This is a genomic window from Pseudarthrobacter sp. CC12 (assembly GCF_039907755.1).
Taxonomy (GTDB): Bacteria; Actinomycetota; Actinomycetes; order Actinomycetales; family Micrococcaceae; genus Arthrobacter; species Arthrobacter niigatensis.
Genome location: NZ_JARDJH010000030.1, coordinates 13,594 through 35,563, shown reverse-complemented (window position 1 = coordinate 35,563; position 21,970 = coordinate 13,594). Strand labels below are relative to the sequence as shown.

At 67.3% G+C, this 21,970-nt stretch carries 19 protein-coding genes and 1 pseudogene; 8 read left to right on the top strand and 12 right to left on the bottom strand.

From position 1 onward, the window contains the following. The first annotated feature begins 102 nt into the window (after nucleotides 1–102). On the top strand, nucleotides 103–1,077 hold the full coding sequence (locus tag PV772_RS17615) for an alpha/beta fold hydrolase (RefSeq protein ID WP_347886997.1): 975 nt from the start codon (nucleotides 103–105) through the stop codon (nucleotides 1,075–1,077). A gap of 93 nt (nucleotides 1,078–1,170) precedes the next feature. Here the strand turns inward: PV772_RS17615 and PV772_RS17610 are convergent. The 6 genes and pseudogenes from PV772_RS17610 to PV772_RS17585 all read right to left on the bottom strand — a co-directional run. Continuing rightward, nucleotides 1,171–1,353 (bottom strand): annotated as a pseudogene (locus tag PV772_RS17610) (polyketide cyclase); the annotation flags it as partial. Nucleotides 1,354–1,368: 15 nt separating this feature from the next. Continuing rightward, nucleotides 1,369–2,829, bottom strand: a complete 1,461-nt coding sequence (locus PV772_RS17605; protein WP_347886996.1) for a polysaccharide deacetylase family protein — start codon at nucleotides 2,827–2,829, stop codon at nucleotides 1,369–1,371. 116 nt (nucleotides 2,830–2,945) lie between these two features. Beyond that, a complete protein-coding gene (locus tag PV772_RS17600) occupies nucleotides 2,946–3,863 on the bottom strand; it encodes an intradiol ring-cleavage dioxygenase (protein ID WP_347886995.1) in 918 nt (305 codons plus the stop codon). A gap of 326 nt (nucleotides 3,864–4,189) precedes the next feature. Then, a complete protein-coding gene (locus PV772_RS17595) occupies nucleotides 4,190–4,825 on the bottom strand; it encodes a GntR family transcriptional regulator (protein WP_347886994.1) in 636 nt (211 codons plus the stop codon). Nucleotides 4,826–4,866: 41 nt separating this feature from the next. Then, on the bottom strand, nucleotides 4,867–6,327 hold the full coding sequence (gene tcuA, locus PV772_RS17590; protein ID WP_347886993.1) for an FAD-dependent tricarballylate dehydrogenase TcuA: 1,461 nt from the start codon (nucleotides 6,325–6,327) through the stop codon (nucleotides 4,867–4,869). Nucleotides 6,328–6,449: 122 nt separating this feature from the next. Further along, nucleotides 6,450–7,118, bottom strand: coding sequence for a GntR family transcriptional regulator (locus PV772_RS17585; RefSeq protein ID WP_246839828.1), 669 nt, complete (start codon nucleotides 7,116–7,118; stop codon nucleotides 6,450–6,452). A gap of 319 nt (nucleotides 7,119–7,437) precedes the next feature. Here PV772_RS17585 and PV772_RS17580 point away from each other — a divergent pair, with 319 nt between their 5' ends. The 5 genes from PV772_RS17580 (at nucleotide 7,438) to PV772_RS17560 (ending at nucleotide 13,645) form a co-directional block, all read left to right on the top strand. Further along, nucleotides 7,438–8,529: a PrpF domain-containing protein gene (locus PV772_RS17580; protein WP_347886992.1), complete on the top strand. Its 1,092-nt coding sequence runs from the start codon at nucleotides 7,438–7,440 to the stop codon at nucleotides 8,527–8,529. 39 nt (nucleotides 8,530–8,568) lie between these two features. After that, on the top strand, nucleotides 8,569–9,666 hold the full coding sequence (locus PV772_RS17575; protein WP_347886991.1) for an ABC transporter ATP-binding protein: 1,098 nt from the start codon (nucleotides 8,569–8,571) through the stop codon (nucleotides 9,664–9,666). After that, nucleotides 9,663–11,447 (top strand): iron ABC transporter permease, encoded by a 1,785-nt coding sequence (locus tag PV772_RS17570; protein ID WP_347886990.1) that lies wholly within the window; start codon nucleotides 9,663–9,665, stop codon nucleotides 11,445–11,447. The genes PV772_RS17575 and PV772_RS17570 overlap by 4 nt, the downstream gene beginning before the upstream one ends. A gap of 32 nt (nucleotides 11,448–11,479) precedes the next feature. Then, nucleotides 11,480–12,598: an extracellular solute-binding protein gene (locus tag PV772_RS17565; RefSeq protein ID WP_347886989.1), complete on the top strand. Its 1,119-nt coding sequence runs from the start codon at nucleotides 11,480–11,482 to the stop codon at nucleotides 12,596–12,598. Nucleotides 12,599–12,679: 81 nt separating this feature from the next. Next, nucleotides 12,680–13,645 carry a serine hydrolase gene (locus PV772_RS17560; RefSeq protein ID WP_347886988.1) on the top strand — a complete coding sequence of 322 codons (966 nt, stop codon included), beginning with the start codon at nucleotides 12,680–12,682 and terminating at the stop codon, nucleotides 13,643–13,645. Between the two features lie 41 nt (nucleotides 13,646–13,686). Here PV772_RS17560 and PV772_RS17555 read toward each other — a convergent pair whose 3' ends face one another. Then, on the bottom strand, nucleotides 13,687–14,592 hold the full coding sequence (locus tag PV772_RS17555; protein WP_018772062.1) for a LysR family transcriptional regulator: 906 nt from the start codon (nucleotides 14,590–14,592) through the stop codon (nucleotides 13,687–13,689). A 128-nt stretch (nucleotides 14,593–14,720) separates the two neighbouring features. Between PV772_RS17555 and PV772_RS17550 the strand changes: the two genes are divergently transcribed. Together PV772_RS17550 and dctA are read left to right on the top strand one after the other, a co-directional pair. Continuing rightward, nucleotides 14,721–15,863, top strand: coding sequence for a PrpF domain-containing protein (locus tag PV772_RS17550; protein ID WP_347886987.1), 1,143 nt, complete (start codon nucleotides 14,721–14,723; stop codon nucleotides 15,861–15,863). Between the two features lie 56 nt (nucleotides 15,864–15,919). After that, nucleotides 15,920–17,230: a C4-dicarboxylate transporter DctA gene (gene dctA, locus PV772_RS17545; RefSeq protein WP_141159015.1), complete on the top strand. Its 1,311-nt coding sequence runs from the start codon at nucleotides 15,920–15,922 to the stop codon at nucleotides 17,228–17,230. A 222-nt stretch (nucleotides 17,231–17,452) separates the two neighbouring features. Here dctA and PV772_RS17540 read toward each other — a convergent pair whose 3' ends face one another. The 5 genes from PV772_RS17540 to PV772_RS17520 are packed head-to-tail and all read right to left on the bottom strand — an operon-like array spanning nucleotide 17,453 to nucleotide 21,964. Next, nucleotides 17,453–17,635, bottom strand: coding sequence for a hypothetical protein (locus PV772_RS17540; RefSeq protein ID WP_347886986.1), 183 nt, complete (start codon nucleotides 17,633–17,635; stop codon nucleotides 17,453–17,455). After that, nucleotides 17,635–19,008, bottom strand: a complete 1,374-nt coding sequence (locus PV772_RS17535; protein WP_347886985.1) for an NtaA/DmoA family FMN-dependent monooxygenase — start codon at nucleotides 19,006–19,008, stop codon at nucleotides 17,635–17,637. The genes PV772_RS17540 and PV772_RS17535 overlap by 1 nt, the downstream gene beginning before the upstream one ends. 9 nt (nucleotides 19,009–19,017) lie before the next feature. Then, nucleotides 19,018–20,076, bottom strand: a complete 1,059-nt coding sequence (locus PV772_RS17530) for an LLM class flavin-dependent oxidoreductase (RefSeq protein WP_347886984.1) — start codon at nucleotides 20,074–20,076, stop codon at nucleotides 19,018–19,020. After that, entirely contained in the window at nucleotides 20,073–20,909 is an 837-nt protein-coding gene (locus PV772_RS17525; RefSeq protein WP_347886983.1) for a DUF1684 domain-containing protein, read from the bottom strand. Before PV772_RS17525 ends, PV772_RS17530 begins: the two co-directional genes overlap by 4 nt. Next, complete coding sequence (locus tag PV772_RS17520; RefSeq protein WP_347886982.1) at nucleotides 20,906–21,964, bottom strand: transporter substrate-binding domain-containing protein; 1,059 nt, start codon at nucleotides 21,962–21,964, stop codon at nucleotides 20,906–20,908. The genes PV772_RS17525 and PV772_RS17520 overlap by 4 nt, the downstream gene beginning before the upstream one ends. Nucleotides 21,965–21,970: the final 6 nt, after the last annotated feature.

The window sequence follows — 21,970 nt, the reverse complement described above, 5'->3', positions numbered from 1 at the left end:
AGGCGGAAGCCCCTTAAATGAACCAGCAAGCATTGACGCACATGACGGCCTTGTGGTTAGGCTCACCACGAGCCAGCGACGGCGCCGCCACAGGAGGAATACATGTCATTGCAGGAAATCGAATTCACGTCCGCCAACGGCCGCGACAAAATCCAGGCGTGGGTCTACGAGCCCATCGGCCAACCCAAGGCCATCGTGCAGCTGATCCACGGGCTCGGCGAGCACTCCCGCCGCTACCTCCACCTCATCTCCACCCTGGTGGACGCGGGATTCATCGTGGTGGCAGGCGACCACTCCGGGCACGGACGCACGGCGATGCAGCAGGGCATCTGGGGCGACGCCGGCGAGGACGCCGCCAGCGTGGTGGTGGCGGACGAGGTCACCCTCCAGGCCAAAGCCAGGGAGGCACTCCCCCAGCTCCCGTACGTGGTGTTTGGCCACAGCTGGGGCTCCATGATCGCCCGCGGCATGGCCGTGGACCCGCGGACGCAGCTGTCCGGCCTGGTCCTCTGCGGCATCGCCGCCCAGATGCGGGGCATCGAGAAAATGGTCGACCGGCCGGAACTGGCACGGCTTGCCTCCGGCGAGCGCGCCGCGGACCCCGCGCCCGAGGAACTGGTGGGCCAGTTGTTCGACGGTTTCCTGGGCCGCCTCGGCGAAAACGCCGGCCCCACAGCCTGGGTGGCGCTGGACGCCGACGTCGTCACGGACCACGGGAGGGACCCCTTCAACAACTTCGGCGCACGGCTGAGCGCGCGGTTCCTGCAGGGCTTCGTTGACCTCTACGATCAGGTCACCTCGGACGACTGGTACAAACAGCTCCCCGCGGACCTCCCCGTGCTGATCCTCGCCGGCGACCAGGACCCCGTCACCAACTACGGCGAAGGCGCCTATCACGTGGCAAACCGCCTTGCCGATTCAGGCCACGCGGACGTCCGCACCCGCGTCTTCCCCGGCGTCCGGCATGAAGTGCACAACGAACCCACCACCCGCGCTGAAACGGAGCGCGAGACGGTGGAGTTCATCCAGCGCGTCAGCCAGCGGCAGGACTCCCCCGCACCGTCAGCGGCACGCTAACGGTCCCCGAGAAAAGCACCCCCGCCGGAAGGTTCGACGGCGGCACTCACCCGGAGCCGTCGTCGAACCTTCCAGCAAAACCAGCCGGTCACGTCAGGTGTGCGTAGCTTTCTGCTGCCAGCGGGACAGGCGTGCGAACGTGGGGCCAGCGGGCGGCGGGATTTTGGCTGGGCCGGCGCCCGGCCGCCGTCGGCGCAGTTCCAGCGCCAGCGCTTCCTGGCCGCGCGCCATCGCCCACCGGTGGTTCGCGGCGAAAGCCGGCTTGAGCAGCCAGCCCGGCCGGTAGACCGCCTACGGCCGCGCCGGCCGGGACCGGTAAACGTGCCCGGGCAGCAGCGGAACCCCCTCGAAGAGCTGGGGGACGGACACCAGCTTGTAGCCCTGCCCCTGCAGGCCCGCAATCAGTTCCTGCTGCCCGGATATTGTCGACGGCTGGACGTCATGCATGAGTACCATCGCGCCGGGCGTGACCTCCTTCAGCACCTTGGGCACGAAGGCCGCCGGATTCTTGCTCTGCCAGTCCAGCGAGTCCACTGCCCAGATCATCAATGGTTTGCCCACAGCCGCCTGGACCGCTGCATCGGCCGCACCGTAAGGCGGACGCATCATGCTGGGAGTGGAACCCGTGGCGGCCAGGATCGCGGCATCCGTCCGGTCCATCTCTTTCCTGATCGCGGGCGGTGACAGCTTGGTCAGGTAGGGGTGGCTGAAGGTGTGGTTGCCGATTGCGTACCCGGCCTCGGCAACCTGCCTGGCGGTGGCCGGGTTGGCGGTGGTGTTGGACCCGGTCATGAAGAACGTGGCCTGCGCGTCGTTGGCCTTCAGGATGTCCAGTAACTGGGGCGTGGTGCGGGGGTCCGGCCCGTCGTCGTAGGTCAAGGCGGCGCACGGGACAAGATCGCAGTTCACGTGCCGGAGGGCCGGGGCGCTTGCCGGGCGCGGTGCTGCGGCGGCGTTCAGCTGCCCCAGCACCTGGCGGCCGTAATCGCTGAGGGCAGCCGCCGTGTCCGCGGCATCCATCGTGGCCGTCACCTCCCGGCCGGGCATGCCGGGCTGCCCTGCGGAGACGGTCAGTTCGCCTTCCGGACTGAGGACAAGGTCGGTCGGGATTCCTTGAGGGGCGCGGGCGGCGATGTCGGCAGGGATGCCCGCCGCGCGTGCCTGGATGGCGGGGATGGCGTCAGGCCTCAGCAGGTCGGTGCCGCTCCGGACCGCGCCGGAGGCCAGGTCGATATAAACGGTGGCGGCCGCCATCGCACTGACTCCCTCCGGCCCGGCGTCCGACACTCTTTGACGGACCACGAGCACATTGCCCTTGGCCTGGACGGGTTTGGCCGAAATGACCATTTCCCGGCCCTGGTGCTGGCCGGCGTTCAGTGCCATCGCGGGCCGGTAGCGGCCACCCGCCGGAGCCGCCGCATCCAGGAGTCCCAGCAGCCACGAGTCGATCTGGGCGTTGAAGGCGGGCAGCCCGTCAACGTAGGTCCAGGACGCGTGGACGTGGTGGTTTCCCACCTGGGCCGTCAAGCCCATCGGGTACCCGCCCGGGACAGCGGCCGGCTGATCCAGCACGTCCGACAATGGCGGTGGCATCGGCACCACCCGCGGCTGGCTGGAAACCCGGTCATGGAGCTGCAGCAGGGAAGGGGCCACCGCACTGCCAGCACCGCTGGCCAGCACCGCCGCTGCGCAGAGCGAGGCAACGAGCAAACGCAGGCAGGCAACAGCCACGCTCCCGCGGGTGCGCCCCATACCCAGCCCCATCGATCCGCACGCTCCTCAGGTGTTGACCTCTCGATTGTCCCTTACTACCAGGCCCACATGACGAAACCGGAGGCAGTGGCCTGGAACCGGGGAGCTGCGGCAGCCTAGATGGTCACGTTGAGTCCCGCTGTGTAGCCGACAGCGGCTGAACCGCTCATTGTTGCCAGCTGGTAGATGCCGCCGTCGTCCCCAAAGACGTTGTCCGATTTCAGGGTGGTGCGGGTCATGTTGGTGATGCTCTTCTCGTATCCGGGGGTGGCGTAGACATCGTCGCAGGCCGCCTTGGGCAAGGCGATCTGGGAGACGGCCAGGACCTGCCCGGCAGCCGTTGCGTTGTTCATCGACTCGAACACCTCGAAATGGATGTGCGGCCAGCGCCCGGAGTAGGCGGCCGGGAAGATCGACGTGAAGGTGACCTGCCCGTTGGCATCGGCTTCCTGCACACCGCGCAGGTAGTTTTCGTTCTTCAGGCTCGAGTCGTACATCGAGTATTTTCCGTCCCGGTCACAGTGCCACGCGTACACCGCGGCGCCGGCCATCGGGGCGCAGCCGTTGGCGTTGTCCAGGAGGGTCAGCGTGAACGTCAGCGGAATGCCCTCGGCCTTCGCGGAAGCTGTACCGAAGCTGGAGGTTATGTCCCGGCGCACCACTCCGGACGCTTCCAGGACGTTCGGCCCGTTGGACCCATCGCCAGGATAGGGGCCAGCGGTTTCCTGCGGAATTTCCACCCCGCACTCGGCGATGGCCCGCGTCAGCGTTGGCGTGGCGGGGCCGGTGTCCGGGGCCGTGGCAGATGCGGCGGACGTGGTGGCTGCCGCCGTCGTGGTTGTTGACGGCGAGGTGGAACCCGTGTTTCCGGCCGGCGAGCACGCGGCGAGCGCGGCCACCGCACCGCCCGCGCCCAGGAACAGTCCCAGGGACCTGCGGCTCACCAGGGTCTTCAGGTCAAACTCCAGCCCCCGGTCATGGTCGGGGTGCGGCTGGTCAAGGTCGGGCTGGCGGGGTGCGCGTGAAGTGCTCATGATGCAAGGAAACCGCACGGGGCTATGCCGTTGGCCGGTTGCTGCTGTGCCGTTGCTGTGCGTTCGGGCCGAGCTTCTTGCACGGCCAGCCCCGGGGAAGGTACGACGGCGGCACCCGCCCGCCGCCGTCGTCGTCCCTTCCAGCGAAGCCGGCCCGGCGCATATACGGCGCCGGAAAAGCGAGGCGGGGCAGGCCCATTGGAGCCTGCCCCGCCTCTTTGCACCGGCCGATGCCCTGCGCCCGACTTTCGGGTTTCCTGTTGCGATGGAGTATGCAGGAACATCTGCCGGCGGGTCTGGTGCGGCCGCCCGCGGTCGCCGGCGGCCTAGAGCGTCCTGGGATCGTCGGCGTACATCTTCAGCCTGATGTTCAAGGCGTCGGACATGTGGCGGGCGGCGATCTCACCCGCGCGCTCGGAGTCGCCGTCCCCGATGGCGGCCAGCAGCTCGGCGTAGTCCGCCAGCACCACCGGCCACCTTCCCGGGTAGGTCAGGGTGGTGAGGGTGTACCGGCGCACCTGCTGGTCAAGGCGTTCCAGCAGTCCGATCAGCGACGGGCTGTGGGTGGCGTGCCACAGCTGGGCGTGGAAGGCGCGGTTGGTTTCGGCGAGCGCCCGGCCGTCGCTGGGGTCCAGCTGCTGCATCTGCGTCAGCAGCCCCGCGAGCAGCTGGCGGTCCAGGGCGGTTGCCTTGACGGCGGCCTTGGCAGCCGCGGCCTGCTCCAGGATGATCCTCGACTCGTAGATGTCGATGATCTCCTCGGCCGAATGCGTGCGGACCACCACCGCCTTGCCGCGCCGTTCCACCAGCCCGTCCTGCTCCAGCCGCTGCAGCGCCTCCCGCACCGGTGTCCGGGAAGCCCCGTAGCGCTCGGTGAGCTTGGCCTCCGTGAGGGGCTCGTCAGGCGCAAAGACGCTCGCGAGGACATCCTCGCGGAGCCGCTGGTGGATGGGACTGGCCACTTTTTCCTCTTTTCCGTTGCTGGTGGGGGCTGCTGGGTGGCCTAGGCGATGGAGCCTGCGCGGCGGCCGAAGACGGCGCCCGCCGCAAGCCCGGAGCCGCCGGGGTAGTTTCCGCTGAACAGTCCGCCCAGCGCTTCGCCGCAGGCATACAGCCCTTCGAGCGGCTCCGCGTCCTCGGTGAGCACGCGGCCCCAGGTGTCCGTCTTGAGGCCACCGAAGGTGAAGGTGATGCCGCAGGTCACCGGGAAAGCGTAATACGGGCCGGTGGCGATGCTGCGGGCCCAGTTACTCTTCGGCGGCTGGGTGTCGGCCCGGCGTCCGTCCTTGACGTTGGGGTCGAAGGGCGAGCTGCCGGTGATCGAAGCGTTGAAGTTATGCACCGTCTCCTCCAAGCCTTCGGGGCTGATGCCGGCTTTCTGCGCCAACTCGGCGAGGGTTGGAGCGGTGACCACCGAGACGCCCGGCATGTCGTACTCCTCGGCGCGCAGCATGGGGCGGGAAGAAGCGTCAAAGATCTGGAAGGCGGCCGAGCCCGGCTGGGCAAGGATGTCCCGGCCGTACTTCGCGTAGGTGTAGTTGCGGTAGTCGGCGCCCTCGTCCACGAACCGCTTCCCGTCGCTGTTCACCACGATGCCCAGCGGGTACCCGCCGCGGGTGAGCTGGTTGGTGAGTTCCAGGTTGCCCTCGTTCTCCGGATGCCAGGCGTCCCAGGCCACGCTGTGGCAGGTGGACCAGTCGCCGCCCCTGGCCGCCCCGGCGTCGAGGGCAGCGAGGATCATCTCCCCCGTGTTGCCTGGCGTGCCGCGTACCTTCGCGTTCTGCCAGCCCTCCCCCAGGTGCCGGCGGCGCAGTTCAGGTGAGGCTTCAAAACCTCCCGAGGCGAGGATGACCGACTCGGCCCGGAGCTCGCCTTCTCCAGATGAGCTGCGGTACCGGACGCCGCGCACGTGGCCGTCCTCCTGGATGAGGCCGGTGGCTGCGCAGTCGTAGATGACCTCAACGCCCACGCGCTCAGCAGCTGCGCGGTGGTCGGCCATGAGCCCCTTGCCGCCGCCCACATTGCCCACGTGCAGTCCGCCCCAGAACAGGTACCCGCCGTCCTGGGTCCGGTACGCCTGGCGTTCGTACATCAGGCGGTATTTGAGTCCCAGGCCCTGAAGCCAGCGCAGGGTCGGGTTGCTTTCGCTGACCAGGACCGCGGAAAGTTCGGGGTCGTTGCGCCCTTCGGAGACCTTGGACAGATCGGCAAGGTATTCGGCGGCCGTGTAGGCGGGGACTTCGCTGGCGGCGTGCCGCTCATCAGGTTCCACGAATTCGATCAGCTCCTGGAGCCCGTCGTGGGAGATGCGCGTGGCACCGGCGGTGTAGAAGCTGTTGCCGCCCGATGCGGCTTCCCGTGCCTTTTCGAGCAGGACCACTTTGCGTCCACGCTCGGCCGCCGCAAGTGCTGCCGCAAATCCGGCGTTGCCGCCGCCCACTACCAAAACGTCGCTCTTGATCATCGTCAATCTCCTCAGCTCCATCGCTGTACACGATTGTATACATAGGTATGCCGTCGCATGCAATAGCATCCTGGCGCAGGCTTCACGGGCTCGGCGGGAGGGTTTAATGCCGGGATTTGTGGCTATCCCAGGCGCGGGTGGCTGATTTCCTGGGCGTCGATGTACATCTGGATGCGGATGTTCTTTGCCTCGTCCATGTGGGCGCTGGCGATGCGGCCGGCCTCCTCCGCGTTCCGTGCGCGGATGGCCACCAACAGCTCCTCATGCTCCTTCAGCACGCGGTCCCAGCGCTCCTTGGTGGAGAGCGTGGTGCCGGGGTAGCGGATGAAGTGGACCAGGATCCGGTCCAGCAGGTCAAGGAGGGCGGCGCTGTGGCTGGCGGCCCAGATGCGCTCATGGAAGGTGCGGTTGGCGGCGGCCAGTTCAGCCGGAGTGGCGGCCTCGAAATCAAGGGTGACCATGGCCTGGTGGGCGCGGTCGATCAGCATCAGGTCCATGTCGGTGTGCCGGAGAGCCGCGGTTTTTGCGGCCGCCTCCTCCAGGAAGGTCCGCACCTCGTAGAGGTCCAGCATCTCCTCCGGGCGGTACTCCCGCACCTGCATCCGCGAACCGTAGCGCTCCACGAGCCCCTCCGTTTCGAGGCGCCGCAAGGCTTCCCTGATGGGCGTCCGGGAGACGTTGTACTTCTTGGCCAGGGCGCTTTCAACGAGCTGGGCACGGGGAGGCAGCTCCTGCGAGATGATGGCGTTCCTGATCATCAGGTAGGGGCTTGTCTCTGGTTGCGACGCCACGGGCGGCCTCCGGTCTTCATGCAAACAAGCGGCAGGACGCGCCGGCGCCATACCTTTAGCCGCAATTCTAACGCACTGCATACCGTTTGGGCGCGCTGTGAACACCGTGCCGATTTTCCGCACACCATCTCGCCCCGCAAGGCACCAAGGCTGCCGTGTCGGTATTCATATTCAAATGACTGTTGCTTAAGTCATATCAACGGTATACCGTTTGTGACCAACGCCATACAGCACAGCAATTACCGGATTCCGGTTTGCTCAGCTTTGAACATTTATCCGGCGACTGCACACGGCAGCGCGGGGTATTTCAGGAGAACCAATGACGCTTCTATTCAGGGAAGAGCCGCAGGCCGGCACCCTCCCGGTCACCCCGGTACCGGCCACCCTCGTCCGTGGCGGCACCAGCAAGTGCTGGATATTCCGTGACGAGGACCTTCCGGCTGACGCCCTGGAGACGGACCGTCTCCTCATCCGCACCTTCGGCTCGCCGGACCTCCGCCAGATCGACGGAGTGGGGGGCGCCTCGTCCACCACCAGCAAGGCGATCACTGTGGCGGGCACCGACCCGGACGGAACGGTCCGCTACCGGTTCGCCCAGGTGGCCATCGACAAGCCGGCCGTGGAGTGGGCCAGCAACTGCGGCAACTGCGCCACAGCGCTGGGCCTGTACGCGCTCCACGCCGGACTGGTCGCTCCCACCGGGGAAGTCACCCGGGTCCCCATCCTGAACACCGTGACCGGGCTTCGCCTCGTTTGCGAAATCCCCACACCCGAGGCGCAGGTGCCGGCCTACGGCGGGCGGCGGCTCGACGGCCAGCACTACCCCGGCGTCCCAATCGACGTCATTTTCCAGAAGGCCTCCTGGTCCAGCTACGGAGCACAGTTCCCTACAGGCAACGCCGTCGATGACATCGAGGTCGACGGGCGCAGCTTCCAGGCAACACTGATCGACGCCGGAGCCCCGGCGGCGCTCTTCGACGCACAGGACCTGGGACTGGATGCCACCGGCAGCGAGGAGGACTTGGAGGCACTGGTCCGGATCGCCCCTCAGCTGCGCGCAGCGGCGGCCCGCCTGATGGGCCTTCCGGAGAACCTCACTTCCATTCCGAAGGTGGGCATCGTGGGGCCCCCACCCGCAGGCGCAACCGGCGTCTCGGCCCGAATGATCTCAATGACCGCGCTGCACCCCGCCATCGGCCTCACCAGCGCCGTCGCCGTCGCCGCCGCTTCGGGCACAACAGGCAGCGTGGTGCAGCGCAGCGTAGTTCCGGCGTCGGAGGCCGGACTCTTTATCCACTTACTGAAAGGCAAGACGGCGCTGGCATTGGATGCAGCCGATCCCGCTGAAGTCTCCTTTCAACGCTCGGCCCGCGTCATCAGCGAAAGCACCATCCTGGTGCCCAGCGACTGAAGAAACCCCTACCGGACAAACCCAGCCAAGGAATCAGCCATGAAAATCAGCATTCAAAACCTGCAGCTGAAGTACGGAAGCTTCACTGCCATCGAAAACCTCAACCTCGACATCGAAGACGGCGAGGCCTTGGTCCTCCTGGGCCAGTCCGGCTGCGGCAAGACCAGCACGATGCGGTGCATCGCCGGCCTGGAGGAGCCCACCTCGGGGCGGATCATCATCGACGACGTCGTGGTCTTCGACTCCGAAAAGGGCATCAACCTGCCCCCGAACAAGCGCAACGTCGGCATGGTCTTCCAGTCCTACGCGGTATGGCCGCACATGACGGTGGCCCAGAACGTTGCCTACTCCCTCAAGCAGAAGAAGCTTTCCAAGAACGAAATCGATGAGCGCGTCATGGAGGCCCTCACGCTGGTGGGCCTGGAGCCCTACGCCGACCGCGGCGCCAGCCTGCTCAGCGGCGGCCAAATGCAGCGCGTCGCCCTGGCCCGCAGCCTGGTCATGCGGCCCAGCGTGCTCATGCTCGACGAACCGCTCTCCAACCTTGACGCCCGCCTGCGTGACCGGCTCCGGGTTGAACTGCGTGAAATCCAGCTCCAGCTGGGGCTCACCTGCGTGTACGTCACCCACGACCAGCACGAAGCCTTCGCCCTGGCAGACCGCATCGCCCTGCTCCAGGGCGGCCGGATTGTGCAGATGGGCGCCCCGCAGCACATGTACGAAGCCCCCGCCAGCGCTTCAATCGCCCACTTCCTCGGTGTTTCCAACATCATGGACTGCACCCCGGAGGGCACCGCCGCCGGGTCCACCACCGCACGCATCACCGACAGCGAGCTCACCATCGAGTCCGCGCAGCGGGCCAGTGACGCCGGCACTTCCCCCAAGGTCTGCATCCGGGCCGAGGACCTGCAGATCACCGCCATGCCCACTGAACACCCCAACTCATGGCCGGGAACGGTCCGCGTGGCGGGCTTCCAGGGGAACGACATCCGGTACGCCATCCAGCTGGAATCCGGGCCCGAACTGGACGCACTGGGCGGACTTCGCCGCGGCGAACAGCACAAAGTGGGAGACCGCGTGTGGGTGACCGTCAACCCCCGCGAAGTCCAGATCCTGCCGGCGGAGGTCCTCGCATGAGCCTCAAGACCACCGAGGCGGCCACCCGCGCCGACGCCCGCCTCGCACCCACGCCGGCGTCCCGGGACTACCGTGCAGCCCGGACCCTTTCGGGCCTCCGGAAGAACACGCCGGGCCTGATCGTCCTGGTCATCCTCGGCGTCCTCATCGTCCTCCCCCTTGCCCTGGTGTTGCTGGCCGCGTTCTCGGACAGCGTTCCCCGGCCCGGCAGCATCTCCCTGGGCGGCCTGACACTGTCCAACCTGGCCCTGCTGGCCACCCCGGAAGCACTCGGGGCCCTGGTCAACTCGCTCATGGTCGGTGCCGGCTCAGCGATCATCGCCCTGCTGATCGGGGCATTCCTGGCCTTCGTGTGTGCCCGTTCCGATGCGCCGTGGCGGAAGTTCATCTTCTTCATCGGCATGGCGCCGATGTTCATCCCCGCCCTGGTGGGTGCCCTGGCCTGGTCGCTGCTGTGCTCGCCCAGCGCCGGCTACATCAACATCTTCCTCCGCGACCTGGGCATTGATGCCGCCATCAACATCTACAGCCTCCCGGGCCTGGTGTTCGTGCTGGGCATCTTCTACGCCCCGTACGCCTTCCTGCTGCTGCACAGCTCACTGTCGATGATGAACGCCGACCTCGAAGAGGCAGCCACCGTCCACGGGGCGCCCCTGCGCACCATGCTGCGGACCGTCACCCTGCCCCTGGCCCTTCCCGCCATCCTGGGCTCCGCCGTCCTGGTCTTCGCCTTGACCATGGAGAACTTCCCGGTGGCCCAGGTCATCGGCAACCCCGCCGGCGTGGACACGCTGCCCACCTACATCTACCGCCTCATGAGCGCCACGCCCGCCAAGAGCAACCAGGCGGCCAGCGTCGCCGTCATCCTCACCGTTGCGCTGATGGCCGTGACCCTGATCCAGCAGCGCATCATCAACAAGCGCAAATTCACCACCATGACCGGCAAGGGCAACCGTCCCCGCCAGGTGCCGCTGCGCAAGATGCGCTGGCCGTTCACCATCCTGGCCCTGGCCTACTTCGCCGTATCGGTGGTCCTTCCGATGCTGGCCCTGCTGGCCGCTTCGATGCAGGCCACACCGTTCGTGTCCTCGATGTCGCAGCTGCTCGAAGCCAACTCCCTCAGCTTCGCGAAGCTGATCGAGGTCCTGGGCTCCAACGACTTCCAGCTCGCCCTGAAGAACAGTGTCCTGGTGGCCCTGATCGCAGCCTTCGCCGGCACCACCCTGAGCTTCATCGCCTCCTACATCCGGTACCGCACCAAGTCCAAGGTGGGGCGGCTGATCGAGCTGGTGGCCATGACCCCCCTTGCCGTCCCCGCCATCGTGATGGGCATCGGACTGCTGTGGACCTGGCTGCTGCTGCCCCTGCCCATCTACGGCACCCTGGCGATCCTCGCCGTCGCCTGCGTGGCCGTGTTCATGCCCCAGGGCTACCGCGGCGTCTCCGCATCGATGCTCCAGATGGACCAGGACCTCGAGGACAGCGCCGTGATGCTCGGCGCCGGCCGGACCAGGTCCGTCCTGGACGTCACCCTGCCCCTGATGCGCGTCGGCATCATGTCCTCGTTCCTGCTGTTCCTCATGCTCTCCATGCGTGAGCTCAGCGCCTCAATCTTCCTGTTCACCTCGAACACCCGGATCCTGTCCATCCTCGTGTTCGACAACTTCGACAACGGCCAGAGCCAGGCCGCTGCCGCCGTCAGCGTCCTGTACTGCCTCGTCATCGGAATCCTCGCCGTCATCGCCCAAAAAGTCGGCGGCGAACGCAAGACCAAGCACTGAACCTCACACCACCTTTGAAAGGGACACCCACAATGAAGTTAGCGTCCAAGCTCCCCGCCCTCACCGCCGCCGGAGTGCTGCTCGCCCTCAGCCTGACCGGCTGTGGAAGCGCCGCCCAGAGCGCCGGCGTGGTCACAGCCAGCGCGGCCGTGAACACGGACAACGGACTGGTGATCAATGGCGAGTCCATCGCGGACAAGGACACCTACGAGAAGGCCAAGACCCAGACCCTGTCCCTCTACTCCGGCTACACCGATTCCTCGGAAAGCGCGCTGGTGGACGCCTTCACCAAGGACACCGGCATCAAGGTCAACGTTGTCCGGCTCACCCCGAACAAGCTCTCCGAACGCGTACTGTCCGAGCAGGGTGCCGGCAAGCTCAGCGCCGATGTCATCCGCACGTCCGACTACCGGATTGCCAAGTCCATGGAGGACGCCAAGGTCTGGAAGGCCTATGACGTCCCCGGCGCCTCCGCCCTCAAGGACGTCTCCGTGGACGGTGGCCAGTTCACCCGCATGTTCAACTCCGTGTACACCCTGGGCTACAACACCCAGCTGGTGAAGGAAGCCGACGCCCCCAAGTCATGGGCGGATGCCGTCGGCGGCAAGTGGCAGGGCAAGCTGGGCATCGTCCAGGGCGGCTCTGGCGGCAGCACCGCGGCACTGAACCGGTTCATGGAAACCAAGATGGGCGGCGACTACTTCGCCAAGTACGCTGCGCAGAAGCCCAAGATCTACGACTCCCTGGGCGCTGAAGCCACGGCCCTGGCCCGCGGCGAAGTGGCCGTGGGCACGGTCACCATCAGCGGCACCAACATCTCCGCCGTCCAGGACAAGGCTCCGGTCAAGTTCATCGTCCCCGAGGAAGGACTCGTCTCGTACGACTACTACCTGGGCATGACGGGCACCGCCACGAACGTGGAAGCCGCGAAGGTCTTCATGAACTACAACCTTTCCAAGCAGGGCCAGCAGGTCTTCGCCCAGATCGGTGAATACCCGGTCCGCACCGACGTGGCACCGCTCACCATCATGGGCGTGACGCTCCCGGCCGTCGATTCCGGCAAGGTCTATCGCATGCAGAACAGCGACGCCACCACTTACGGCAAGGACGACCTGGCCAAGTGGAACCAGGTGTTCGGCTACACCAAGTAACCCCGAAATCCCGCGCCTGGGGACCCGGCCTCCGCCGGGTCCCCAGGCTTTTTCGTTCCACACCATCCACCAGGAGGCCCCGTGACCGCCGCCCCGGACATTTCGGTGCCCCGGAACACCACGTCCCTGCTGGTCCGCCAGGACGGCAGGACCGTCGTCGAACTCGGCGACACCACCCGCGCCAGCTACGTCGCCTCCGTCCGCAAAAGCCTGCTCTCCATCCTTTTCGGCATCCAGGTGGCAGCCGGCACGGTCAGCCTCGACGCCACACTCGATGAGCTCGGTGTTGACGATGTGGGCGGCCTGCTGCCCATCGAGCGGACGGCGCAGCTCCGTGACCTGTTGACGTCGCGTTCGGGCGTCTACCACCCGCCCTCCAGCCCGGGCAGTGACGAGGCTGCCTTCCCTTCACGCGGCACAAAAGCACCGGGGCAGTATTTCCTCTACAACAACTGGGATTTCAACGCCGCGGGCGCCATCTTCGAGAAGGCCAGCGGCCTGACCGTCTTCGAAGCGTTCCAGCAGCACCTGGCCGGTCCGCTGGGGTTCGACGACTACGACCCCACACGCCAGCGAATGCTCGGGGACGCCCGAAAGTCCGCCTTCCCTGCCTACCACTTCTTCCTCTCCGCCCGGGACCTGGCCAAGATCGGGATGCTGATGGCAGCCGGCGGCCAGTGGGAGGGACGGCAGCTTGTCCCCCGGGAGTGGGCCACGGACAGCGTGGCCACCCATGTCAGGCGCGCAGACATGGCGCCGTCCACCGGTTTTGGCACCTGCGACTACGGCTATCTGTGGTGGCTGCCCCGGGAATCCGGCCCGCAGTGGGAGGGGTCGTTCCTGGCCGCGGGCAACTTCGGCCAATTCCTGCTGGTCCTGCCGGCGATCGGGAGCGTCATTGTGCACCGGCGCTTCGTCAGCGACAGCTTCGCCGTCGCCCGGAACACCCCCACGGCAGCTGCCTCGACGGCAGGCCCCGCTCCGGTGACCCACGCCGACTTCATGGACCTTGCCCGGGCTCTGGTTGCCGGGCCCCTGGCCCGGTAGGCGTCAGGTAAGGCACCGTACGACGGCGGCACCCTCCTTTGTCAGGAAGCCGCGCCCTTGGCGATGGACCGGAACACCTTGGTGGCCTGCTGCGCGGCGGGGCTGAGCCGCCGGTTTGCCAGGTGGGCCAGGAGGATCCGGCGCTTCGGGGACCCGGCGAGCGGGACCGCTACGACGTCGGGGCGCAGGGCCGTCAGGGCCAGCCTAGGTGCCAGGGCGATCCCGATGCCGGCCGCCACCATGCCCTGTGTCTCCTGGTAATCGTTGGCGGCGAAGGCGATCCGCGGCTCGAACCCGGCATCGCGGCACACCCGGCTGAGGACGTCGGCCACAGGGTGCTCGTCGCGCACCACCCATTCCTGGTCGCTCAATGCGCCGATGCGGACCGAGCCCAGTTTCGCAATGGGGTGTTCCCGCGGTACAAGCAGCACTGTTGGATCGTTGGTCAGCCTGACCAGGGCGAGGTCGGGGTCCTCGATCTGTTGCCAGGGATAGTCCCACAGCAGGGTCAGTTCGATTTCCCGCCGCCGCAGCCGTTCCAGCAGGCCGTCCCGGCGGGCGCTGACAACCGTCACTGCCACCTCGGGGTGGCGGGCGCGGAACGCCAGCACAACGTCGGGCATCAGGGAGGCTCCGCCGGTGGGAAAGGTTCCAAGCCGGAGCTGGCCGCGCCGCAGGCCCGCGAACTCCCCCATTTCGGCGCGGGCAGCTTCTACGGTCCTGTCGATGTCGTCGGCGTAGTGCAGCAGGGCGTGCCCCGCCTCGGTCAGGACCACGCCCCGGGGATGGCGCTCGATGAGGACCACGCCCATCTCCTGCTCGAGTTTGGCTATCTGCTGCGACACCGCCGAGGTGGTGAAGGAAAGGGCGGCGGCAGCAGAGGTCAGGGAGCCGGAACGGCCCACCTCGCGGAGCACGTGGAGCCGGTGGAGGTCGAGGATTGCCATGTACTGAGTTTAGCAAAAATAGATAGTCGTCCATTTATTTGCGATTGTGCTGAAGGCTCCCATCCCGGATCGTAGAAGTACAAGGTGCTGTGAAGTAGAGCACCTGCAAGTTACGAGGGAGAAATACAGTGGGACTCAAAGGACATTGGTACCGGGGCGGCACCAGCAAGTGCTGGCTCTTCGATGCCAGGGACGTGGCCCTCCACGCCCCCACCCGCGAGGAAATCCCCGCACTGCTGTCAGCCGCTTTCGGCGCAGCGGATGCGCGGCAGCTGGATGGCGTCGGCGGCGGAACGTCCACCACGTCCAAGGCTGCAGTCATCTGGGCAACCCCTGGTGCCGAGGCAGACCTCGACTACCTTTTCGCCCAGGTGGGGATCGGTGACCCCACCGTTGAGCTGGGTTCCAACTGCGGCAACTGCGCCACCGCCATTGCCCTGTTCGCAGTCCAGACGGGCATCGTTCCCGCCCGGGACGGCATGACCAAGGTCCGCATGCGCCACGTCACTTCCGGTGCCGTGCTGAGCGGATCGGTTCCCACCCCGGGCGGACACATTCCCAAGTCCGGCCTGGCCCGGGTTCCGGGCAGCAGCGCCGCCGGTGTTCCTGTCAGCCTCTCGTTCCACGGCCCCTGGGGCCAGAACACCGGTGCACTCCTGCCTACCGGCAACACGGTGGATGAGCTCCAGGTCAACGGCCGGACCCTGGCCGCAACGATGGTGGACGCCGGCGCCCCTGCCGTGCTCCTGGCAGCCGACAAGGCCGGCGTCGATCTTTCCTCAATGACTGGCAACCTCACCGCCCAGCTGCCGGACCTCATCGCGGCACGGGCATCAGCCGGCCTCATCATGGGGCTGCGGAAGCCTGAGGATCCGCCGCAGAACGCTGTCCCGAAAGTCGGGGTTGTGGCGCCTGCCGGGGACTACACCGCCGCGGACGGAACAACCATCACCGCCGGCAGCCACGACGTGCGGGTGCGGATGCTGTCCATGCTCGCGCCCCACCCGGCCATCGGCCTGACCTCAGCCGTGGCAGTTGCCCTGGCATCCTCGCTGCAGTCATCGGTGGTAGCCAACGCAGCAGGCCAATCATCCTCCGCCGGCACCGGAGCCCCCCGCTTGCTGCGGGTCGGGACGCCCGCCGGCGTGATCACCGCCGAAATCATCACCGATGACACCGGCAACGTCAGCGAAGTGGCCCTCCACCGGGCAGCCCGCCACATCGCCACCGCAGATATCGACGTGGCCCCGGCCGCCGAGCTGTCTGCCTAACACCCCTATCTCTTTGCCCCATCATTAAGGGGCCGCACCAACCAGGAAGTTGTTCAATGAAGATCAAATCCATCCTCGGACACCTGTATGTCCAGGTACTCATCGGAGTCGCCCTCGGCGTCGTTGTAGGCGCACTGTGGCCGGACCTCGGCTCGTCCCTGAAGCCCATCGGCGACGGATTCGTGAAACTCGTGAAGTTCATGATCGCCCCCATCGTGTTCTGCACCATCGTCGGAGGCATCACCTCCCTGCGGGACACCAGGAAGGTGGGGCCCACCCTGATCCGTTCGCTGGGCCTCTTCTACGCACTGACCGCCCTCGCCCTGGCCCTGGGCCTGGCCGCGGTGACGCTGTTCCAGCCCGGCGCCGGGATGCACATCGATCCCGCGCACCTGGACTCTTCGGTGGCGCAGAAGTACACCACGCAGCTGCCCAGCAGCAACCCCGTGGACTTCATCCTCAGCATCATCCCCACCACCTTCGTGGGCGCCTTCGCCGACGGTGAGGTCCTGCCCGTGCTGGTCATTGCACTGCTGTGCGGTTTCGCCTTCAGCAAGCTCGGCGCACCGGGCCAGCTGGCGCTGAACGTAGTCAACAGCTTCAACAAGCTGCTCTTCATCATGTTCGGCTACATCATGAAGGTGGCTCCGCTGGGAGCCTTTGGGGCCATGGCCTTCACGGTGGGCAAGTACGGCGCCCACTCCATCGGAAACCTCGGCATGCTGATCCTTGCCTTCTACGCCGCCTGCATCGTCTTCGTGGTGGTGGGCCTGGGTATCCTGGCCAAGGTGACCGGCTTCAGCCTGTGGCAGATCCTGCGCTACTTCAAGGATGAGTTCCTGATCGTCCTGGCCACGTCCTCCAGCGAACCGGTCCTGCCGCGCCTGCTGTCCAAGCTTGAAAGGATCGGCTGCGACCGCAGCGTTGTGGGGCTCGTGGTCCCCACCGGCTACTCCTTCAACCTGACCGGAACGGCCATCTACCTCACCCTCGCCTCCATGTTCATCGCCCAGGCCTGCGACATCCACCTCAGCTGGGGCCAGATCCTGCTGATGCTCGGCATGATGCTGCTGACCTCCAAGGGTGCGGCCGGCGTGACGGGCAGTGGTTTCGTGGCCCTGGTGGCAACCCTGACGGTCATGCCCACCCTGCCGGTGGCCGGCGTGGCCCTCATCGTTGGCATCGACCGTTTCATGAGCGAGGCCCGTGCCCTCACCAGCACGGTTTGCAACATCGTCTCCTGCGTGGCAATCGCCAAGTGGCAGGGCGAGCTGGACATGGGCAAGCTCCGCTCCGAACTCCAGGCGGGCTTCGTGCCCACCGAGGCGGAGAAGGTCCAGCTGGCCGAACCGGCCCTGGCCCACTAACCGGCCGGCAGGCCCCCACCCCCAGTGTTTGCCCGGGATCCCAGCAGGGGTCCCGGGCAAACCCTTGCAAGGGGGACTACTTCACAACCCCTACGGAAAGGACCCGGAATGAGTGAGCGCCAAACGGAGCAGGAAACGTCAGAAGACTGCGACGCCGGCACGTGCTTCTACTGCCAGAGCCCGGAAACCGACTAGGGCCCAAGGAAAGGCGGGGCGGCCGGCCTACAGCCACTGCTCCCACACCGTCAGCTGGAGGGTGACGGTCCCGGGCGAGCCAGCCCCCACAGCCCCAGCCCCCACGGAAGGTTCGACGGCGGCACCCGCCGTGCCGCCGTCGTCGTCACCTCCGGCAAGGCCAGCCTTCCCGGCAATGCCAGCCCAAGCGGCAAAACCTGCCCGGCGCATCAGGCGCGGACCGCCTCAACAGCCCCGTCAGGCAAGCGCACCGGCGTTTCCAGCCCGAGGTGCTCGCGGAGGGTGCTGCCCCGGTATTCAGTGGGGTACACGCCGCGTTCCTGGAGTTCGGGGACCAGGTGGTTCACGATGTCGTCCAGGCCGGTGGGGATCAGCCACGGGGAAATGTTGAACCCGTCCACCGCGCCCACCCGCGCATACTCCGTCAGCTGGTCTGCCACCGCGGTATAGGAGCCGGTGAAGGTGGAATCGACCCGCGCCGTCTTCGAGGTGACGAACTGCCGGATGGACAGCCCCTTGTCCTTGGCCTCAGCCCGCCACTGGTCCGCCAGCTGCCGGGCCTTGGCGCCGTGGAAACCGCTGCCGCGGGTTTCAGACGTTTCCTCCACCACCGGATCGATCTCCGGCAGCGGGCCGTCCGGATCGTAGGAGGACAGCTCGCGGCCCCAGAACTGCTCCAGGTAGGCGATGGCCTGCTGCGGGCCGATCTGCAGGCTCCGCACCCACGCCTTCTTCTCGGCGGCTTCGGCGGCAGTGGGCGCCAGGATGAACTCACTGGCCGGCATGATTTGGACGGCATTGGCGCCACGGCCGGCGGCCACGGACCGCTCCACCAGGTCCTTCCGGAAATCCACGGCGTCGTCGAACTTGGGGTGGGCCGAGAAGATCACGTCCGCCTGCCGCGCGGCGAAGTTGCGGCCCTCCGGCGAATCCCCGGCCTGGAACAGCACCGGCCGGTACTGCGCACTGCGCGGCAGCCGGGGCGTGACGTCCACGGTGTAATGCTGCCCGTGGTGCACCACACGGCGGGCGGGACCGTCCGGCGTCTCCCAGGAATCCCAGATGCGCTTGGCCGTCTCCACGAAGGCCTCGGCGTGCTTGTACCGGTCGGCGTGGTCCAGGTATCCGCCGCGGCGGAAGTTCGCTCCGGTCCAGGCGTTGTCAGTGGTCACGATGTTCCACGCCGCGCGCCCGCCCGAGATCAGGTCGAGCGAGGCCAGCCGGTGCGCCAGGTCAGCGGGATCGTTGTAGGTTGTGTTCTGGGTGGCCACCAGGCCGATGTTCGTGGTCACCGACGCCAAGGCGGCGAGCATGGTCTGCGCATCCGGCCTCCCCACCACGTCCAGCGCGTGCGGGCGGCCCAGGTGCTCCCGCAGGCGCAGCCCCTCGCCCAGGAAGAACGCGGCGAACAGGCCCCGCTCCGCCGTCTGGGCGATGCGGCGGAACGATTCGAAGTCCGTCTGGGAGCCCGATTCGGCGGCCTTCCAGATGGTGCCGGAGTTCACGCCCTGGAAGAAGACCCCAAACTGGATCTGGCCGCTTGGCGTGAAGACCTCGGATTTGGCACGGGTGTGCTGTGTCATGGTTTTCCCTTACTTTCCGGTGCCGGCTGCCGCGGCGGAGACGGTTGCATAGCGGCTGGCCGGGCGCTCCAGGCCCAGCAGGCCGCGGAAGGTGCCGTCCTGCACCACCGGGCGGAGGACTCCGCGGCGGCGCAGTTCCGGCAGCACCAGCCGGCCCAGCTCCTCGAGATCGACAAAGAGCGACGCCGGGTGCAGCCGCACGCCGTCGGCCTCCCTTAAAAGGTCGGCGAGGAAGTCGATGAGACCGGCTGCGGAACCTGCAAAAGCCGCCCGGCCGCCGTCGAACGCTGCATCCCTCGCAGCCGCACCCTGCCCGCGGGCGTCCAGGACGATGTCGAGCTCGGCGATCACGGCAACGGACGCCCCCACCCGGGCCCGGACGTCGCGGACCTCGGCGGCCAGCAGTTCCGCTGCGGGCGCAGACACCAGCACGGCATCCACCGCGTCCGCCGGAACTTCTCCGAGCAGGGACGCGGGAACCAGCACCGGCAACTGCCCCTGGAGCGGCCGCGGAATGATGGATGGCCCCTTGACGGAATAGCCCGCGCCGGCAAAACCGGCAGGCGTATCAAAATCGACGTAGTGCAGCTTGTCCACATCGATGTACCGGCCGGTGGCAACATCGCGGATCACGGCGTCGTCCTCCCAGGAATCCCACAGGCGGCGGGACACCTCGATGGAGGCGGCCGCTTCCTGGCCGAGCGCCTCGCCGGCAACGGAAGCACGGCCGACGGCGGCAGCCGCCCCAGGTGCGTCGGCGGCGGTGGCGATCCATCCGGCCCGGCCGCCGGACACGTAGTCCAGGCTGGCCAGCTGGGTGGAGACGTGGAAGGGCTCGATGTAGACGGTGTCCACCTCTGGGACCAGCGCAATGGCGTGCGTCACCGGCCCCGCGAAGGCTGCCCGCTGCAGGGCGTTGGCCCGGCCCGGCGCCGGCGCGTCGGTGAAGGTGGCGGCGTGGAAGCCGGCGGACTCTGCTGCCAGCACGGCGCGGGCAAGGTCCGCACCGTCCCACCCTGCGCCGTCGAGCTCGATCGCCAGGAAGCCCGGCTTTTCAAAGGTACTCACTGCTGGTCCTGACGTTCGTAGGGAATCTTTTCGCCGGCTTCGATGGCCACGGGCAGCCGGTTTTCGGCCGGCGGCAGCGGGCAGGTGGCCAGGTCCGTGTAGGCGCACGGCAGGTTCACGGCCCGGTTGAAGTCCAGCACCACGGACCCGTCCGCGGCGGGCACCACCGAAAGGGAGCGGTTGGCCGCGTAGGTGGTCTTGCCGGAGGTCTGGTCGGTGAACAGGATGGACAGGGAGCCGGGCGCGTGGCCGTTGAACGCGGTCAGCGCCAGCTCCTGGCCGGCCAGCTTGAAGCGGATCTCGCCGGGTGCCTCGTAGACATGCTGGATGCCTTCCACGGCTGCACCCACGGTGGTGGCCCGCGGCGCCTCGAACGGCACGAAGGTCCCGCGGACGGCGTACGCAGCATCCGGGGAGTAGGCGGGCGTGCCCTGGTAGGCCTGCAACAGCGGGTTTTCGGGGTGACGCGGCCGCACGATGTACTCGCCGCCCCGCCTGGCCAGTTCAATGACGGTCTCGCCGGACACCAGGTTGATGCCGCCGCGTTCTTCAACGGGGCCAAACTCCAGCGACGCGCCGGCTTCCGTGTTCAGCTCCGTGCCGTCCTGCTGCAGGCTGTCACCCGGTTCCAAAAGGACGCGGACGACGTCGGCCGCCACGCTCCAGGTGCCCGGGGCGCCTTCCAGCCGGGTGGGTTCGCTGCCCAGCCAGTGCAGGTGGGTCACCGCCAGGAAGCCGTGCGGGTGGGCGCGCTGCTGTTCGTGGGCGGCGTGCCATTCCTGCCAGTCGGCGTCGAAGGACTCGAGGGCGGTTTCCGTGCGTACTGCGTTCATGATGCCTTCCCCGCCTGTGACGGAGCGGCCGTGGCGGTTGCCGGCGTGGCCGCGAAGTTTTCCGCTGTGATGGTCTTGGATTCCGGCAGGGCTTCCTCTGACAGGCCCCAGCGTTCCAGGACCTTCCCGTAGGAGCCGTCCCCGATGACCTCGTTGAGGGCCTCGGAAATCACCGGCGCCAGCCCGTTGCCGCGCAGCGTGGTGGCGGCCACCAGGGTCTCGGACGGCCAGCCGGCGTTGACCTTGCCCACCACTTTCAGGTCGTCCCGGGTGTTTTCCCGGTACACGGTGGAGGGGTACGGCGCGATGTTCAGGTCCGTCCGGCCGGAGGAGAGCGCCAGGATGGTGTCGGCGTCGGAGGAGTAGTACTGCAGCGTGGCCGGGGCCTTGCCTTTGGCCTCCAGTTCCTTGTTCCAGGCCAGCAGGATCTTCTCCTGGTTGGTTCCGGAGCCCACGGAGACTTTCAGGCCGGAGATGTCGTCCGCGCCCTTGATGTCATAGGTGGCGGACTTCTTCGCCTCGAAACCCATGTACGCGGCCCGGTAGCTGGCAAAGTCGAACAGCTTCACCCGGTCCTTGTTCACGCCCACGTTGGAGAAGACGGCCTCGAAGTCGCCGGACTGGGTCTTCAGCGGCCAGTTCTCCCAGGACGTGACCTGCACGTCCAGCTCCAGGCCCAGCTTGTCCGCCACCAGCTGCGCGACGTCCAGCTCGGAGCCGATCGGCGTCTTGTCGTCCGTTGCGTGGAAGGACAGCGGGATGGAACCGGCCGTCGTGGCCACCGTCAGCTTGCCGTCCTTGCTGATCAGCGCGGGAACCTTGGCGGCGAGCGCCGGGTCCTTCTCCGCGCGGATCCGCTGCTGGTCCGGGGAGGTGTTGTAGACCACGCCGTTGCGGGCCGCCGTCGTCTGCGCCCCTCCGGTGGGGTTGCCGGCGGCGGAGGCGCCGGGGTCCGCGCAGCCGGCGAGCGCGGCTGAACCAAGGAGTGCGGTGCCGAGGAGTACGACGGCGGGAGGCGCCGCGAGGGCGCGGCGGCGGCTGGTGGGGAAAGCCATGGGAGT